The organism is Streptomyces sp. CC0208 (assembly GCF_003443735.1).
Taxonomy (GTDB): domain Bacteria; phylum Actinomycetota; class Actinomycetes; order Streptomycetales; family Streptomycetaceae; genus Streptomyces; species Streptomyces sviceus.
Window position 1 is genome coordinate 4,147,209 of record NZ_CP031969.1, and the last position, 15,905, is coordinate 4,163,113.

13 protein-coding genes are annotated in these 15,905 nt (G+C 70.6%); 6 read left to right on the forward strand and 7 right to left on the reverse strand.

The window, feature by feature from the left end:
- Positions 1-49: 49 nt before the first annotated feature.
- Positions 50-1,048: a helix-turn-helix transcriptional regulator gene (locus D1369_RS18915; protein WP_118082529.1), complete on the forward strand. Its 999-nt coding sequence runs from the start codon at positions 50-52 to the stop codon at positions 1,046-1,048.
- Positions 1,045-2,037: a helix-turn-helix transcriptional regulator gene (locus D1369_RS18920; protein ID WP_118082530.1), complete on the forward strand. Its 993-nt coding sequence runs from the start codon at positions 1,045-1,047 to the stop codon at positions 2,035-2,037. The genes D1369_RS18915 and D1369_RS18920 overlap by 4 nt, the downstream gene beginning before the upstream one ends.
- On the opposite strand, the gene D1369_RS18925 is transcribed toward D1369_RS18920, so the two are convergent.
- On the reverse strand, positions 2,000-3,028 hold the full coding sequence (locus D1369_RS18925; RefSeq protein ID WP_037900892.1) for a LuxR C-terminal-related transcriptional regulator: 1,029 nt from the start codon (positions 3,026-3,028) through the stop codon (positions 2,000-2,002). The two genes, D1369_RS18920 and D1369_RS18925, sit on opposite strands and share 38 nt — an antisense overlap.
- Positions 3,029-3,323: 295 nt before the next feature.
- On the opposite strand from D1369_RS18925, the gene D1369_RS18930 reads away from it, so the two are divergent.
- Genes D1369_RS18930 through D1369_RS18940 form a run of 3 tightly spaced genes read left to right on the forward strand, consistent with a single transcriptional unit; the run spans position 3,324 to position 6,642 of the window.
- Complete coding sequence (locus tag D1369_RS18930) at positions 3,324-4,868, forward strand: circularly permuted type 2 ATP-grasp protein (protein WP_007383543.1); 1,545 nt, start codon at positions 3,324-3,326, stop codon at positions 4,866-4,868.
- Positions 4,865-5,797: an alpha-E domain-containing protein gene (locus D1369_RS18935; protein WP_007383542.1), complete on the forward strand. Its 933-nt coding sequence runs from the start codon at positions 4,865-4,867 to the stop codon at positions 5,795-5,797. Before D1369_RS18930 ends, D1369_RS18935 begins: the two co-directional genes overlap by 4 nt.
- A 2-nt stretch (positions 5,798-5,799) precedes the next feature.
- On the forward strand, positions 5,800-6,642 hold the full coding sequence (locus tag D1369_RS18940) for a transglutaminase family protein (RefSeq protein ID WP_007383541.1): 843 nt from the start codon (positions 5,800-5,802) through the stop codon (positions 6,640-6,642).
- Positions 6,643-6,691: 49 nt separating this feature from the next.
- Here D1369_RS18940 and D1369_RS18945 read toward each other — a convergent pair whose 3' ends face one another.
- Positions 6,692-7,795, reverse strand: coding sequence for a substrate-binding domain-containing protein (locus tag D1369_RS18945; protein ID WP_037900890.1), 1,104 nt, complete (start codon positions 7,793-7,795; stop codon positions 6,692-6,694).
- Between the two features lie 240 nt (positions 7,796-8,035).
- Here D1369_RS18945 and D1369_RS18950 point away from each other — a divergent pair, with 240 nt between their 5' ends.
- Entirely contained in the window at positions 8,036-10,420 is a 2,385-nt protein-coding gene (locus D1369_RS18950; RefSeq protein ID WP_037900887.1) for a PA14 domain-containing protein, read from the forward strand.
- 58 nt (positions 10,421-10,478) lie between these two features.
- Here the strand turns inward: D1369_RS18950 and D1369_RS18955 are convergent, their stop codons facing one another.
- From D1369_RS18955 to D1369_RS18975, 5 genes are all read right to left on the reverse strand, one after another.
- Positions 10,479-10,925 (reverse strand): helix-turn-helix transcriptional regulator, encoded by a 447-nt coding sequence (locus tag D1369_RS18955; RefSeq protein ID WP_028807951.1) that lies wholly within the window; start codon positions 10,923-10,925, stop codon positions 10,479-10,481.
- Positions 10,926-10,930: 5 nt separating this feature from the next.
- Positions 10,931-12,112: a molecular chaperone DnaJ gene (dnaJ, locus tag D1369_RS18960; protein WP_037900884.1), complete on the reverse strand. Its 1,182-nt coding sequence runs from the start codon at positions 12,110-12,112 to the stop codon at positions 10,931-10,933.
- A gap of 36 nt (positions 12,113-12,148) precedes the next feature.
- A complete protein-coding gene (gene grpE / locus D1369_RS18965; RefSeq protein ID WP_007383536.1) occupies positions 12,149-12,790 on the reverse strand; it encodes a nucleotide exchange factor GrpE in 642 nt (213 codons plus the stop codon).
- Positions 12,787-14,631: a molecular chaperone DnaK gene (gene dnaK / locus D1369_RS18970; RefSeq protein ID WP_037900881.1), complete on the reverse strand. Its 1,845-nt coding sequence runs from the start codon at positions 14,629-14,631 to the stop codon at positions 12,787-12,789. The genes grpE and dnaK overlap by 4 nt, the downstream gene beginning before the upstream one ends.
- Before the next feature lie 94 nt (positions 14,632-14,725).
- Complete coding sequence (locus tag D1369_RS18975; protein ID WP_007383534.1) at positions 14,726-15,745, reverse strand: MraY family glycosyltransferase; 1,020 nt, start codon at positions 15,743-15,745, stop codon at positions 14,726-14,728.
- Positions 15,746-15,905 lie beyond the last annotated feature (160 nt).

Sequence of the window (15,905 nt, forward strand, 5' to 3'; positions counted from 1 at the left end):
CCGGGGCTCACCCACGACCGGTGTCCTCCAGCAGGAGGGGAGTGACCGAGTGATCACGGTGCCCCATCCCGAGCACGGCGTGGAAAACCTGTGCGCGGCAGGGACGGAGCTGTACGCGCGTGCCCTGCGCGAGGGGTACGTGCTCGGCGTGGACGCCGAGGAAGTGCCCTGTCTGCTCGACTTCGGGCTCCTGCACCCCGCCGTCACGCACCCGGAGCGGCTGGAACCGGTCGCCCCCGCCGTCGCCCTGCACCGCATGCTGCGGATCGCGGAGGAGCGCATCGCGGACGAACGGCGGCGCGAGGCCCGGCTGGCCGAGACGTTCGAACCCCTGATGCGGATCGACGGCGGCCGTACGGGCGCCGACGACTCCCCGTCGATCAGTGTCCTCAGCGGTCTCGACCTGATCAGCCGGGTCATCGGCCAGGCCGTGGCCGCCGGTTCCGAACTGCTGGCCGTCCAGCCGAACACCAGCGACAGACACGCCCAGCAGCCCCCGCCCGTGCATGCCGAGGCCTTCGACCGCGACCAGGCCCTGCTCGACCGCGGCGGCCGTATCCGCACCCTCTACCAGCACACACTCCGGCACGCGCCGAGCATCGTGGCCCGCTACGAGCGTCTGAACGGCGATGTGGAGGCCCGCAGCCTGGACGAGGTGACGGAGCGTCTGATCATCGTCGACCGGACCGTGGCCTTCATCCCCGCCAACAAGGACCGCACCCTCGCCCTGGAGATCCGCCACCCCGCCCTGGTCGCCTTCTTCGTCACCGCCTTCGACCGGCTGTGGCGGCTGGCCACCCCGATGTACCCGGAGGCGGTGCAGCAGCCCACGCGCAACGGCATCACCCCGCGCCAACGGGCCATCGCCGCCCTCCTCGTCGAGGGCCACACCGACGCCGTCATCGCCGACCGGCTCGGCATGAACATCCGCACCGCCCGCGTCCACATCGCCAAACTCGCCGCCACCCTCGGCAGCGAGAGCCGCGCCCAGCTCGGCTACCTCATCGGGCAGTCCGGGATTCTCGGCCAGGAGGACACGGGCGAGTGAGCACGGCGGCGGTCCATCGGGAGCACGGCCCGGAAGACCCGTGCCCGGACGGCATCGAGCTCTACGCGCGGGCCCTGCGCGAGGGCGGCATCGACAGCCAGGACGCCTCGCCCGTGCCCTGTCTCCTCGACACCGGGCTGCTGCGGCCCCACGTCCGGAACGCCGCCCGGCTGGAGGCCGTACCGCCCGCTCTCGCCCTGCACCGCATGCTCCGCGCCACCACGGACCGCGTGGCGCACGAACGCCGGCGCGAGGAGCGGCTCGCCGAGGCGTTCGCGCCGCTCCTGCGGATCGACGAGCGCGGCGCGGCGGCCGCGGAGAACCCGGCGATCAGAGTCATCAGCGGTACCGGCCCCATCAACGAGGCCATCACCGAGGCCATGGCCGGCACCGTCCGCGAACTCCTGTGTGTGCAGCCCAACGTCCACTACAACGACAGCCGGGGCGCCGCCGCCCAGGTCGTGGCGATGGACCGGGACCAGGCGTTGCTGGATCGCGGGGCCCGTATCCGCACCCTGTACCAGCACACCCAGCGCCACATGCCGCTGGTCCTCGCCCGTTACGAACAGCTGCGCGGCGACGCCGAGGCCCGCTCCCTGGACGAGGTGACCGACCGGCTCATCGTCGCCGACCGGGACGTGGCGTTCATCCCCGCCGGCGAGGACGGCACGGTCGCGCTGGAGGTGCGGCACCCGGCCCTGGTCGCGTTCCTGGCCACCACCTTCTACCGGCTGTGGTGGCAGGCCACGCCCATGTATCCGCAGACCGTCCACCGGCCGAGCCTGAACGGCATCACGCCCCGCCAACGGGCCATCGCCGGACTGCTGGTGGAGGGGCACACCGACGCCGTCATCGCCGACCGGCTCGGCATGAACATCCGCACCGCCCGCGTCCACATCGCCAAACTCGCCGCCACCCTCGGCAGCGAGAGCCGCGCCCAGCTCGGCTACCTCATCGGACGGTCCGGGATTCTTGACCGGGGAGCGTGATCGAGGGGACGGCCGTCGGACCGTCCAGGCCCACCTGCGCTATCCGCACGCCCAGTTGCGTACGACTGGCCGCCCCGAGCGTCTCCGACAGCCGCGCGATATGGGCCCGGCAGGTGCGTACGCTGATCCCCAGCCGTTCCGCGATCACCGCGTCCTGGTGGCCCTCGGCCAGCAGGGCGGCGATGGACTGCTCGCGGTGGGAGATGCCCTCGATGCCGGTGTCGGGCAAGGGGGCGGTCAGGGGGATCGCCAGGCGCCACAGCCGCTCGAAGACCGTCACCAGGTACTCCACCAGCGCCGGGTGCCGCAGTTCCAGGGCGAGGGTGCGGTCGGCGTTGGCGGGGATGAAGGCCACCGTGCGGTCGAAGAGGATCAGCCGGTCGATGACCTCGTCCAGCGTCCGCGCCTGGACCGTGCCGCCCATCAACTCCAGGTAGTTCAGCAGCCCTTGGCCGTGCCGGGCGACATGGGTGTACAGGTCCCGCATCCGTACGCCCCGGCCGCGCAGCGCCAGCGCCCGGTGCAGGCCCTCGGTCAGCTCGTGCTCGGGGCGGATGCCGCCGGGCTGGACCGTGAGGACCTCCGTCGTGCACGCCTCGGTCGCCTCGTCCATCGCGGCCTGGATCCGGGAGAGGCCGTCGAGGACCCGGATCGCGGTCCCCTCACCGGCGCCGGGCACGACACTGGGCCCGAGTCCCGCGTACCGCTCCACCGCCGCGACCGCCGCCCCCACCCGGCGCTGGCTCTCGCTGACCTCGTCGTGGACGCCGCGCAGCAGCCGGGTCATGACCTCCTGCGGTGCCGTGGGCACCAGCCAGTCCATGTCGTCGGGGTCCGGGTGCAGCAGGGCCAGTTCCAGCAGACAGGGCACCGGTTCGGCGTCGGCGCGCGGCACGCGGCCGCGCCGTACGGCCCGGGAGTACACCCGGTCCCCGGCCTCGCACAGCCGGTCAGCACCGTGTGGATGGTCGTCCGCCCCGAGCCCGGCCATTGCCCATCCCACCCCCGGTTCCAGCGTCTACCGCCCTCTTGTCCTGTTCCCCATCGGAGCGTCGAAGCCCCCTCGGCTCCGCAACTATGCGCGGCCCGGACCGGCTCCGCAACACGGCTCCTCGCGCCAGGGGCGGGGAAATCGGCAGGTATGCGCCATTATCTACGGCCCTCCGTCCGCCCGTCTGCAACAAGCTGACGGTGCCACGGCCACCCTCACGGGTGCATCGCGGAGCGTCAACTCGCGGAAACCCGTAAGTGATCACCCCGTTACGTGTCGCACTTAACGTCGGGCCATGGCGGACATATTTGACGCGTACGCGTTGGCCGACGCGTGGGACGAGATGTTCGAGCGGCCGGGCGAGGTCAGGACCGCCTACGAGCCGGTGCTGGCGGCGCTTCAACCGATCGAGCCGAGCGAACTGCGGTTCCGGGCCGACCAGATGGCCCGCGCCTTCACCGACCGGGGCGTGACCTACGCCTTCGCGGGCGAGGAACGGCCCTGGCCCCTGGACCTGGTGCCCAGGATCCTGGACGCCCTCGAATGGGATCTCATACAACGCGGGGTGGGCCAGAGAGTCAGGGCCCTGGAGGCCTACCTCGCCGACGCCTACGGACCGGCCCGTGCCTTCGAGGACGGGGTCGTGCCCTGGCGGCTGCTGCTGAACTCCCCGCACTTCCACCGGGCCGCGCACGGGCTCGAACCCGTGGGCGGCGTGCGCATCCATGTCGCCGGCATCGACCTGGTACGCGACGAACAGGGCGACTTCCGGGTCCTGGAGGACAACGTCCGGGTGCCCAGCGGCGTGTCGTACGTGATCGAGAACCGGCGCGCCATGACCCGGGTCTTCCCCTCCCTCTTCGCCGAGCAGCATGTGCTCCCCGTCGACGGTTACGCGCAGAAGCTGCTCGCCGCCCTGCGCGCCGCGGCGCCCGACGGCGCCCAGGACCCCCGGGTCGTGGTCCTCACCCCCGGCCCCAGCAACGCCGCCTACTTCGAACACGCCCTGCTCGCACGGCTGATGGGCGTACAGCTGGTCGAGGGGCACGACCTGGTGTGCCGGGGCAACCGGGTGTGGATGCGCACGACCCGCGGAGAGGTGCCCGTCCATGTCGTATACCGGCGCCTGGACGACGACTTCCTCGACCCGCTCCACTTCCGCCCCGACTCGGTGATCGGCTGCCCGGGCATCCTCGGCGCGGCCATGGCGGGTCATGTCACCCTCGCCAACGCGGTCGGCAACGGCATCGCGGACGACAAGCTGCTGTACACCTACGTCCCGGACCTGATCCGCTACTACCTCTCCGAAGAACCGATTCTTCCCAACGTGGAGTCGTTCCGGCCCGACGAACCCGGCCAGCTCGACGCCGTCCTCGACCAGCTGGACCAGCTCGTCGTGAAACCCGTCGACGGGGCCGGCGGCCAGGGCATCGTCATCGGGCCCAAGGCCGACCGCGCGACGCTCGAGAAGACCCGCAGAGCCGTGGCCGAGAACCCCCGCGGCTTCATCGCCCAGCGTCCGGTCGCCCTGTCCACCTCTCCCACCCTCACGGGCGAACGCATGGCACCCCGCCACATCGACCTGCGCCCCTTCGCCGTCAACGACGGCAACGACATCTGGGTCCTGCCCGGCGGCCTGACCCGGGTCGCCCTCCAGGAGGGCAACCTGATCGTCAACTCCAGCCAGGGCGGCGGCTCCAAGGACACCTGGGTGCTCGCCGAGGGCCCCGCGGAGCCGCCCACGCCCGCGGACAGCTCCGCCCGTCTGGACATCGCCCCACGTCAGCACGGTCCCGACGGCACCCCCACCGTCGTACAGGAAGGGGCGCAGCAGCAGTGAACGACGTGATCCTCTCCCGGATAGCCGAGGCACTGACCTGGACCGGCCGCTACGTCGAACGCGCGGACAACACCGGCCGGATCCTCGACGCCTACCTCCACCGCCTGCTGGAGGACCCGTGGCGCGACGAGGACGTGGCCTGCCGGTCGCTGTACGCGATCCTCGGCGTCGACGCGGGCGGCGCCCGGGTCGACATGCAGCAGGTCCTCGACCAGCTCGCCTTCGACGCCCGCTCGACCTGCTCCATCGAGGGAGCGCTCGGCGCGGCCCGGCTCAACGCCCGCAGCGCCCGTGAGGCCGTCTCCTCGGAGATGTGGGAGTGCCTGAACTCCACCTGGCACGCCCTGGCCGACCAGCGGCTCGCGGCCCGCCGTACGGGCCCCTACGCCTATCTGGAACTCGTACGACGGCGCGCGGCCCTCTTCTTCGGGCTCGCCGACTCCACCATGAGCCGTGACGACAGCTGGCGCTTCGTGGTGCTTGGCCGGAGTCTGGAGCGGGTGGACATGACCGTGCGGCTGCTGTCGGTCCGGGTGCTGGACGCGGCCCACGCGCCCGACTGGCCGACCCTGCTGAGCGCTTCGGGCGCCGACGAGGCGTACGCGCGCGTGTACGGCGGTTTCGGCGACACCCCGCGCGTGGCCGAGTTCCTGCTCCTCGACCGCGACTTCCCGCGCTCCGCGCTGCACGCCCTGACGACGGCCGAGGAGTGCCTGACCGCGCTCGGCCGGCCGCGCCAGGATCCCGCGCGCCGCCCCATCGGCCGGATGCGCACCCGTCTCGAGTATCTCGACCTGCACGCCCTGGAGGAGCAACTCCCGCTGCTGCTCAGGGACTTGCAGACCGCGTGCATGGCCTCCGCGGAGGCGGTGGCGGAGCGGTTCTTCCCGTACCAGGGGCCCGTCGAGTGGGCCCAGGAAGGAGCGTGAGCATGACCAGCCGCCTCCGGATCAAGCACGTCACGACGGTCTCGTACGCCCAGCCCGTGGCCTCGTCCCACAACGAGGTCCGCATGACCCCGTTGACCCTGCCCGCCCAGACCACCCTGGACTCCCGGGTCACCGTCAACCCGGCCACGCCCACCTGGTCGTACTGGGACTACTGGGGCACCCAGGTCACCGGCTTCGACCTGATGGACCCGCACGGCCATCTCAGCATCACGGCCTCCAGCCTGGTCGAGACCCACCCGGCGGGCCCGCTCCCCGACCCGCCCACCTGGGCCGAGCTCGGCCGGCGGACCGCGGACTCACGCCTGTTGGAGTTCCTCGACTCCACCGTGCGGACGACCGTTCCCGCCGCACTGGTCGAGACGGCACAGGAGGTCTCGGCCGGCCTCGACGTCCACGCGACGGCGGTCGCCGTGTCCGCCCTCGTCGCCGACCGGGTCTCCTACCTGCCCGGCACCACGGGCGTGAACACCTCCGCCGCCGAGGCCTGGGAGCAGGGCGCCGGTGTCTGCCAGGACATCGCCCATGTCACCCTCGCGCTGCTGAGGGGCCTGGGCCTGCCGACGCGGTACGTCTCCGGCTATCTGCATCCCGAGCGGGACGCGGAGCTGCACCGGCCGGTGGCGGGACAGAGCCACGCCTGGGTGGAGTACTGGGCGGGCGAGTGGTGCGGCTACGACCCCACCAACAGGGTCCGGGCCGACGAGTCCCACGTGGTGGTGGGCCGGGGCCGGGACTACGACGACGTGACCCCGCACAAGGGGATCTACCGGGGTGTGGCGGGAGGGCCGCCGGAGGTGACCGTGGAGTTCACGCGGGTGGCGTGAACGGCGAAGAGGGGGCCGCGGGGAAACCCCTGCGGCCCCCTCCGCACGGCTACTTCAGGCCCGCCGCCTGGCAGGCGCTCTGGTACTGCGAGGTGCAGATGTCCTTGACGGAGTAGATGCCGTCCTTGACGACCGTGCTCTTGATGTTGTCCCTCGTCAGCGCGACGACCTGGACGAGCTGGGCCGGGATGTCCTTGTTGGTGGGGCTGTCGACGCTGTCCGTGGCGAGGGCGTCGAACTGGATGCCCTTGCCCTGGATCTTCGTCACGGCCATCTCGGCGGCGGCCTCGGCCTCGTCCGGGTACGGCTTGTAGACGCTCATGTACTGCTCGCCCGCGACGATCCGCTGCACCGCGGCCAGCTCCGCATCCTGGCCAGTGATCGGCGGGAGCTTGCTCATGCCCGCGTCCTCCATCGCCTGGATGGCGGCGCCGGCCATGGCGTCGTTGGCGGAGTACACGGCCTTGATGTTGCCCTTGCCGACCGCGCTGATCGCCTCGGCCATGTTCTTCTGCGCGGTCTCCGGCTTCCAGCCGTCGACGTCGTAGCTCTTGGCGATCGTCACCTTGCCGTTGAGCTCGGACATCGCGCCCGCCTTGAACTGCCCGGCGTTCGGGTCGGACGGCGAACCGTTGATCATCACGATCTTGTCGGAGGTGTCGATGCCCGAGCCGAGCGACTCCAGGAGGGAGCGGCCCTGCACCTCGCCGACGAGCTCGTTGTCGAAGGAGACGTACCCGTCGATCGGGCCCTCGGCGAGCCGGTCGTAGGCGATGACCGGGATGCCCGCGTCCCTGGCCTTCTCCACCATGCCGGCGATGGCGTGCGAGTCCACGGCGTCCAGCAGGATGACGTCGACCTTCTGGTCGATCATCTGCTGCATCTGCGTGGCCTGCTTCTTGGCGTTGGCCTCGCCGTTGGCGTAGACGGTCTTGCCCTGCTTGTTCGTGAGCGCGGCGACCTTCTTCTGGATGATCGGGTAGTCGAACTCCTCGTAGCGGGTGTTCGTCTTCTCCGGCATCAGCACACCCACGGTGATGTCGTTGCCCTTGGTCGGACTCGCCTCGCTCCCGCTCGCGGCGCCGAGCGCGCCGCAGGCGGCCAGCGAGAAGGTCATCGTGGACGCGGCCACGGCTATGGCGATACGACGCATGGGGCTGCTCACTTCTGGTGCTTTCCGGACGCGGGCGCGGCATTGCGGCCCATGTGACTGAAAAGCCAACGCGGGGCCGCCCACCGACGTCAAGCGGAATCACTTAACGAGTGCGCAACGCCACTCTCCGCCGATGGTGTGAAGGCTTGGCGCGAACACTAGTACAACCAACTTCACACCTCGCGAGTCATGATCACAGCAGCCGCACAACTGCTGTTCCTTACTCGACCAGAGGACCGAATGAAGTCAGCCAGACGGACGACTGCCGGCGCCGTCGTTCTCGCCACCGCAGGCGCCCTCTTCACCATCACCGCGACTCCCGCCTCCGCGGCGACCACCTGCGCCTCCCCCGTGTTCACGCGGCAGTTCTACGCGAACACGAGTCTGTCCGGCACCCCGAAGAAGACCGACTGCGACAGCGCGATCGACCAGTCCTGGAGCGGCGCCCCCGTCACCGGCCTGCCGAAGGACAACTTCGGCGTTCGCTGGACCGTGACCCGCGACTTCGGCTCCGGCGGCCCCTTCGCGCTGAGCGCCACCGGCCTCGACGGCATCCGCGTCCATCTCGACGGCGTCCGCAAGATCGACCTCTGGAAGAACGTCTCCACCACGGTGGCGAAGACCGCCAACGTCACCGTCCCGTCCGGCAGGCACACCCTGCGCATCGACTACGCCAACTGGACCGGCGCCGCCAAGGTCAAGGTCACGTACACGCCCCGCACTTCGGCCGACGTCGACAAGGTCAAGCCCCTCACCCCGGCCGGCACGTCCGTCACGTACGACAAGAGCACCCGCAAGGCCAAGGTCACCTGGGCGCGGAACCAGGAGATGGACCTCGCCGGGTACCAGGTCTACCGGCGGCTCAAGGGCACGTCGTTCGGCACCAAGCCGCTCACGACGACCACCTCGACCTCGTACACGGACACCCCGCCGCCCACCGGCGCCACGTACTACTACGAGGTCCGCGCCCGCGACAGGGCCGGCAACACCTCGGGCGGCACCGCCGACCAGCCCGTCACCACCGTGGACACGACTCCGCCCGCGGCGCCGTTCCTGGAGATGGACGCGTGCCCGGACGACCAGCCCTTCGCGGCTCCGGAGCTCGTCACCACCGCAGAGAACCGGGCCGACATCGCCTGGTACGAGCTCCAGCGGCTCGACCCGGCCACGAACGCCTGGGCCACCGTGTACACCGGCGCCAAGGGCGCGGTCTGCGACACGGGGCAGCCCGCCGACGGCAGCAAGGTCACCTACCGCGGCCGGGCCCGGGACGCCGCCGGGAACTGGTCCGTGTACTCGGCGGCCACCCCGTTCACCACCTTCGACATGACGCCGCCGGCGACCGCCGCCGACGCCCGCGTCGCGTACCGCTCGGGCGTGCCGCACCTGGTGTGGTCGGCCGTCGACGGAGCCGCGCGGTACGAGGTCCTCCAGTACGACCCGAAGACCGGCGGCTGGCTCGACGCGCTGCCCGGAGCGGCCGGCACCACCACCCGGACCGACGTCGTACCGCGCCAACTGGCCGCCGTCGCCGACTCCTACCGGTACGCGGTGCGCGCCCAGGACACCAAGGGCAACGCCTCCGCTCCGGTGGAGACCACCCTGGACATGGCGGACCGGCCGGAGGCGATCGCCCCGTACGAGACCACCGCGACCCGCTCCGGCGAGGGCGTGTCCGTCTCCTGGGCCAGTGCCGACCCGTGGGCCCACGACAGTGCCCCGCTGCTCACCTACCGGATCGAGCGGACCGACCCGGCGACCGGTGAGACCGTCGTCGTGGACACGTGCGGGCGGGACAGCGCGGATCCGTCGGTGGACTGGTGGTGGGCGGGCGACGACGCTCCCTCCTACGCCGGGCGCCAGGTCCTGCGCGGCACCTGCCAGGACGTCTCCGGAGCCTCCGAGACGACGTACGAGTACCGGGTCGTCACCGTCGACCCGTACGGACACACCTCACAGCCCGGTCCGGCGGCCACCGCGACCACCCCGGACACCAAGCGTCCGGACCCGGTGCAGAACCTGACCGCCGAGCAGGTCCCGCTCGGCGTACGCCTGAGCTGGACCCCGCACGCCGACGACGACGTCTTCACGTACTACGTGTGGCAGGGCGTCACCGACCCGGAGTCCGGCGAAACGCTCTGGAAGCGGAACTGCTGGAGGGGGGAGTCCCTTGCCGAGACCGAGATCCTCTGCCCGACCGTCGCGGACGGCGCGACCCACGTCTATCGGGTGGCCGCCGTCGACGCCCTCTGGGACGAGGGGCCGGACTTCTTCCACACGGCCGACGTCTCCGTGACCCTGCCCGACACCCGGCCGCCCGGCTGGACCGGCACCGAGATCGTCGAGGACAGCTACCCGGACCTGTCCGTCGGCTGCTTCGAGAGCTCCGGCCTCGGGGACTGCGCCCGGTTCACGCGCTACCGCGTGGAGCGCTGGGACCCGGCCACGGGCGCCTACGCCACCCTGAGCGAGGGCGCGACGGGTGACGCCCACTCCTTCATGGACACGACCGTCCACGAGGACCGGCTGGCCCTGTACTACTACCGCGTCGTCCTCCTGGACTCCGCGGGCGCCGAGACCGTGGCCAGGTCGGCGGCGTACGGCATCTGGGAGTACGAGTTCTGACCCGGAACACAGGGAAGGGGCCCGGAGAGATCTCCGGGCCCCTTCCCCTGACTGCCGCCTAGTCCTTCGCCTTCTTCGGCCGCCACACCACCAGCGCGCTGGTCTGCTGGACCTCCTGGTACGGCACCAGGTCACGGCGGTACGACGCGTGCACCGCCGCCTCGCGCTGCTGGATGGCCGCCGCGGCGCCCTCGACGGCCGCCTGGAGCTCGGCCACCCGGGACTGCAGCGCCGCGACCTGGTTCTCCAGCTCGATGATGCGCTTGATGCCGGCGAGGTTGATGCCCTCGTCCTGCGACAACTGCTGGACGGTGCGCAGCAGTTCGATGTCCCGGGCCGAGTAGCGCCGGCCCCGGCCCGCGGTGCGGTCCGGGGACACCAGGCCCAGGCGGTCGTACTGACGCAGCGTCTGCGGGTGCAGGCCGGAGAGCTGGGCCGCCACCGAAATGACGTAGACCGGGGTTTCCTCGGTCAGTTCATACGGGTTCCGTCGACGACCGTCCATCTGCGTCATGCTCCTTTCGCGGCCTGGAACAGCTCCGCCCGTGGATCCTCACCCACGGTCGCCTCGCGATACGCCTCCAGCGCGTCACGAGCCTTCCCCGACAGCTCGGTCGGGACACTCACCTCTACGGTGACCAGCAGGTCGCCCCGGGTGCCGTCCTTGCGGACCGCGCCCTTGCCCCGCGCCCGCATGGTGCGGCCGTTGGGCGTGCCCGGGGGCAGTTTCAGGGTCACCGAGGGGCCGCCCAGCGTCGGCACCTTGACCTCGCCGCCGAGCGCCGCCTCGGAGAAGGTCACCGGGACCGTCACCGTGAGGTTGTCGCCCTTGCGGCCGAAGACGGGGTGCGTGTCGACGTGCACGGTGACGTACAGGTCGCCCGCGGGGCCGCCGCGTTCACCGGGCGCCCCCTTTCCACGCAGCCGGATCCGCTGGCTGTCCGACACCCCGGCCGGGATGCGGACCTGCATGGTGCGCGAGGACTTGGCCCGCCCGGAGCCCTTGCAGATCTCGCAGGGGTTCTCCGCGATCAGGCCGCGGCCCTTGCAGTCCGGGCACGGGTCCGTGAGGGAGAAGCCTCCCCCGGAGCCCCGGGCCACCTGGCCGGTGCCCACGCAGGTCGGGCACACGCGCGGGTTGCCGTTGGCGTCGCCGGTGCCCGAACAGGCCTTGCAGGGGGCCTGCGAGGACATCCTGAGCGGGACGGTCGCACCCTCGATCGCCTCGGTGAAGCTGAGGGTGACCTCGGTGTCGATGTCCTGGCCGCGCCTCGGCTGGACGCGCGTGGTTCCGGAGCTGCCCCGGTTGAACAGGCCCCCGAAGACGTCTCCGAGTCCGCCGCCGAAGCCGCCGGCGCCCTGGCCCCCGCCCTGGGCGCCGCCTCCGAAGAGGTCGCCCAGGTCGAAGTTGAAGGAGCCGCCCGCGCCGCCCGGCCCCGGGCGGAAGCCGCCGTTGCCGAACAGGGCGCGGGCCTCGTCGTACTCCTTGCGCTTCTTGGGGTCACCGAGGACGTCGTTCGCCTCGGAGATCTCCTTGAAGCGCTCCTCGGCCTTGGTGTTGCCCTTGTTGGCGTCCGGGTGGAACTCGCGGGCGAGCTTCCGGTACGCCTTCTTGATCTCGGCCTCGGTGGCGTCCTTGGGGACGCCGAGGACCTTGTAGTAGTCCTTCTCGATGAAGTCCTTGGTGCTCATCCTCAGCGTCCCTCCTTCCGCTCATTCCCTGCGATCTCAGCCCTCTTCAGGGCCGTTGTCCTTCTCCTCGCCGGCCTCGGACTCGTCCTTGACCGTCTGCGCGCCCGGCTGCGGTTCGGCGACGGCCACCCGCGCGGGGCGGATGGTGCGCTCGCCGATGCGATACCCGGGCTGCAGAATCGCCACGCACGTCGTCTCGGTGACATCCGGCGCGTAGCTGTGCATCAGGGCCTCGTGGATCGTCGGGTCGAAGGGCTCGCCCTCCTTGCCGAACTGCTGCAGGCCCATCTTCGCCGCGACGGTCTCCAGGGACTCCGCGACGGACTTGAACCCGCCCAGGAGTTCCCCGTGTTCCCGCGCGCGGCCGATGTCGTCGAGTGTGGGCAGGAGTTCGGTCAGGAGGTTCGCGATGGCGATCTCCTTGACCGTGATCCGGTCCCGCTCCACGCGGCGGCGGTAGTTCTGGAACTCGGCCTGGAGCCGCTGGAGGTCCGCGGTGCGCTCGTCGAGCGCCTTGCGCGACTGGTCCAGCTGGGCCGTCAGGCCGGCGATCTGCGCTGTTGCGTCCCCGGCCGGGGCCGCCCCTTCTTCGGGGGCGGCCTTCGGCTCGGCGTCGTCGGGGGTGGCGCCGGAGGGGACGTCGGGCTTCTCGTCGAAGCCCGGGGTCTCCTCCGTCACGCGGCACCGTCCTTGCGCTCGTCGTCCACGATCTCGGCGTCCACGACGTCGTCGTCCGCCTTGGCCTGGGAGGCATCGGCGTCCTCGCCGCCGGCGGCCGCTCCGGCCTGGGCGTCGGCGTACATGGCCTGGCCGACCTTCTGGGAGACCGCGGCGACCTTCTCGGTCGCGGTGCGGATCTCCGCGGTGTCCTCGCCCTTGAGCGCGGCCTTCAGCTCCTCGACGGCGGACTCGACCTCGGTCTTGACCTCACCGGGGACCTTGTCCTCGTTGTCCTTGAGGAACTTCTCCGTCTGGTAGACGAGCTGCTCGCCCTGGTTGCGGGTCTCGGCGGCCTCGCGGCGGCGGTGGTCCTCCTCCGCGTACTGCTCGGCCTCCTGGCGCATCCGGTCGACCTCGTCCTTCGGCAGCGAGGAGCCGCCGGTGACGGTCATCTTCTGCTCCTTGCCCGTGCCCAGGTCCTTCGCGGTCACGTGCATGATGCCGTTGGCGTCGATGTCGAAGGCGACCTCGATCTGCGGGACACCGCGCGGGGCCGGCGGCAGACCGGTCAGCTCGAACATCCCGAGCTTCTTGTTGTACGCCGCGATCTCGCGCTCGCCCTGGTAGACCTGGATCTGCACGGACGGCTGGTTGTCCTCGGCCGTCGTGAAGATCTCGGACCGCTTGGTCGGGATCGTGGTGTTGCGCTCGATGAGCTTGGTCATGATGCCGCCCTTGGTCTCGATGCCGAGGGACAGCGGGGTCACGTCGAGGAGCAGGACGTCCTTGACCTCACCCTTGAGGACACCGGCCTGCAGGGCGGCGCCGATGGCGACGACCTCGTCCGGGTTGACGCCCTTGTTGGCGTCCTTGCCGCCGGTGAGCTCCTTGACGAGCTCGGCCACGGCGGGCATACGGGTGGAGCCACCGACGAGGACGACGTGGTCGATCTCGTTGATGGAGACGCCGGCGTCCTTCATGACGTTGAAGAACGGGGTCTTGCAGCGCTCCAGCAGGTCCGCGGTCAGCTGCTGGAACTGAGCCCGGGTGAGCTTCTCGTCCAGGTGCAGCGGGCCCTCGGCGGAGGCCGTGATGTAGGGCAGGTTGATCGAGGTCTCCGTCGAGGAGGACAGCTCGATCTTCGCCTTCTCGGCGGCCTCGCGCAGACGCTGCAGCGCCATCTTGTCCTTGGCGAGGTCCACGCCGTGACCGGACTTGAACTGCTGCACCAGGTAGTCGACGACGCGCTGGTCCCAGTCGTCACCACCGAGGTGGTTGTCACCGTTGGTGGCCTTCACCTCGACGACGCCGTCGCCGATCTCCAGCAGGGACACGTCGAAGGTGCCGCCACCGAGGTCGAAGACGAGGATCGTCTGGTCGTCCTTGTCGAGGCCGTACGCGAGCGCGGCCGCGGTGGGCTCGTTGACGATGCGCAGGACGTTCAGACCCGCGATCTCGCCGGCCTCCTTGGTCGCCTGACGCTCGGAGTCGTTGAAGTACGCCGGGACGGTGATGACCGCGTCGGTCACCTTCTCGCCCAGGTAGGACTCGGCGTCCCGCTTCAGCTTCTGGAGGATGAAGGCGGAGATCTGCTGCGGGTTGAAGGGCTTCCCGTCCAGCTCCATCTTCCAGTCGGTGCCCATGTGACGCTTCACCGAACGGATGGTCCGGTCCACGTTGGTGACCGCCTGGCGCTTGGCCACCTCGCCGACCAGCACTTCGCCGTTCTTCGCGAAGGCGACGACGGACGGCGTGGTCCTGGCACCCTCGGCGTTGGTGATGACGGTGGGCTCGCCGCCTTCGAGAACGCTGACGACGGAGTTAGTCGTGCCCAGGTCGATGCCGACCGCACGTGCCATGGTTGATTCCTCCAGCTGACTTGAGTGGAACAGACTCAAGTGTGCACGACAGCCCCGACTCGGTCAACAGACCTGAGTCGTACGGACTCAACTCTTATCCGTTCCTTACACGCAACTGGCCTCTGACCTGCGTCGATACCGGACGAGGAGCACTGTGGCCTTTGACACGAAGGAGTGCGAGTACGACGACCAGGGCGCCCCCGGCGACCCAGAGGGCGCCGGTCGCGGCGATCCACCCGAGGTGCACCAGGACGCCGACGAGTACCCCGCCGAAGGCCGCGACACCCAGCACGACGGACGCGCCCTGCGGAGTGAGCCCGAGCCGCCGCAGCCGGTGGGCGAGATGGTCGGGGGCGGCCCGCAACAGCGGCCGTCCGGACAGTGCCCGAGCCAGGACGACGAGCACGACGTCGGCGCTCACCACAGCCGTCAGCGCGAACAACACCCCCGCGCCGGAACCGAGTTCCTGCCCCGCGCGGGTCGACACGGCCGCGGCCGCGAGCACGAACCCGGTGAACAGCGACCCGCACGCGCCGAGTCCCGCGCGCGCGGGATGCCAGTTGTGCATCAGGAACCCGGTCAGCGCGGCGGCCAGCACGCTCAGCAGCACCGCGAGCCCGTCCATCACCTCGGCCGCCGCACAGGCCCCCGCCCCGAAGGCGGTGACGACCCCCACGGTCCCGGCGAGCCCGTCGGCATGGTCCAGCGCCTTGAACCCGAGGGCGACGAAGACGATCCAGCCGACCGCGAGGAGCCCGGCGGCCACCCCCGTCTCCTCGTACGGCACGACACACGCCGCCGCCACGGCCGTACCGCCCACGAGGAACCGCGCCTTGACCCGCCGTACGTCGGCGACGAGCCCGAGGAGGGCCACGCCGGCCCCGGCGACGAGCAGCCGTCCGACATCGGGCCCGAGCGGGGTGACGCCCCGCCAGTCCCCGACGAACGCCACGCCACAGGTGGCCGCCACCATCGCCACACCTCCGGACAGCGGCATCGGCCGTCGCCATCGCCGGTCGACGATGCCGAGGCGCAGGGCGGCCACCCGCAGCACGGCGGTGAGCACGGCGGCGAGGAGCAGGGCGGAGGTGGCGGCAAGGATCCCGTAGAGCACGACCCTAAATTAGCGCCGTATGTACCAATTCATCACGAATAACACGATCGGGTTTTAAGGTAACCCTCAGCGATTCAGATCACCCCGCGCCCGGCTACAGTGCGGCGGAGGATGGGGGTAGTCTCAGACGGACTGCATAAGTTACCGCTTAGTAATGACG

Excerpts from the sequence above, each read along its gene's own strand:
- D1369_RS18940 (WP_007383541.1), top strand. The coding sequence starts at position 5,800 with ATGACCAGCCGCCTCCGGATCAAGCACGTCACGACGGTCTCGTACGCC.
- D1369_RS18955 (WP_028807951.1), bottom strand. The coding sequence starts at position 10,925 with ATGGACGGTCGTCGACGGAACCCGTATGAACTGACCGAGGAAACCCCG.
- D1369_RS18925 (WP_037900892.1), bottom strand. The coding sequence starts at position 3,028 with ATGGCCGGGCTCGGGGCGGACGACCATCCACACGGTGCTGACCGGCTG.
- D1369_RS18945 (WP_037900890.1), bottom strand. The coding sequence starts at position 7,795 with ATGCGTCGTATCGCCATAGCCGTGGCCGCGTCCACGATGACCTTCTCG.
- dnaK (WP_037900881.1), bottom strand. The coding sequence starts at position 14,631 with ATGGCACGTGCGGTCGGCATCGACCTGGGCACGACTAACTCCGTCGTC.
- dnaJ (WP_037900884.1), bottom strand. The coding sequence starts at position 12,112 with ATGAGCACCAAGGACTTCATCGAGAAGGACTACTACAAGGTCCTCGGC.
- D1369_RS18930 (WP_007383543.1), top strand. The coding sequence starts at position 3,324 with ATGGCGGACATATTTGACGCGTACGCGTTGGCCGACGCGTGGGACGAG.
- D1369_RS18950 (WP_037900887.1), top strand. The coding sequence starts at position 8,036 with ATGAAGTCAGCCAGACGGACGACTGCCGGCGCCGTCGTTCTCGCCACC.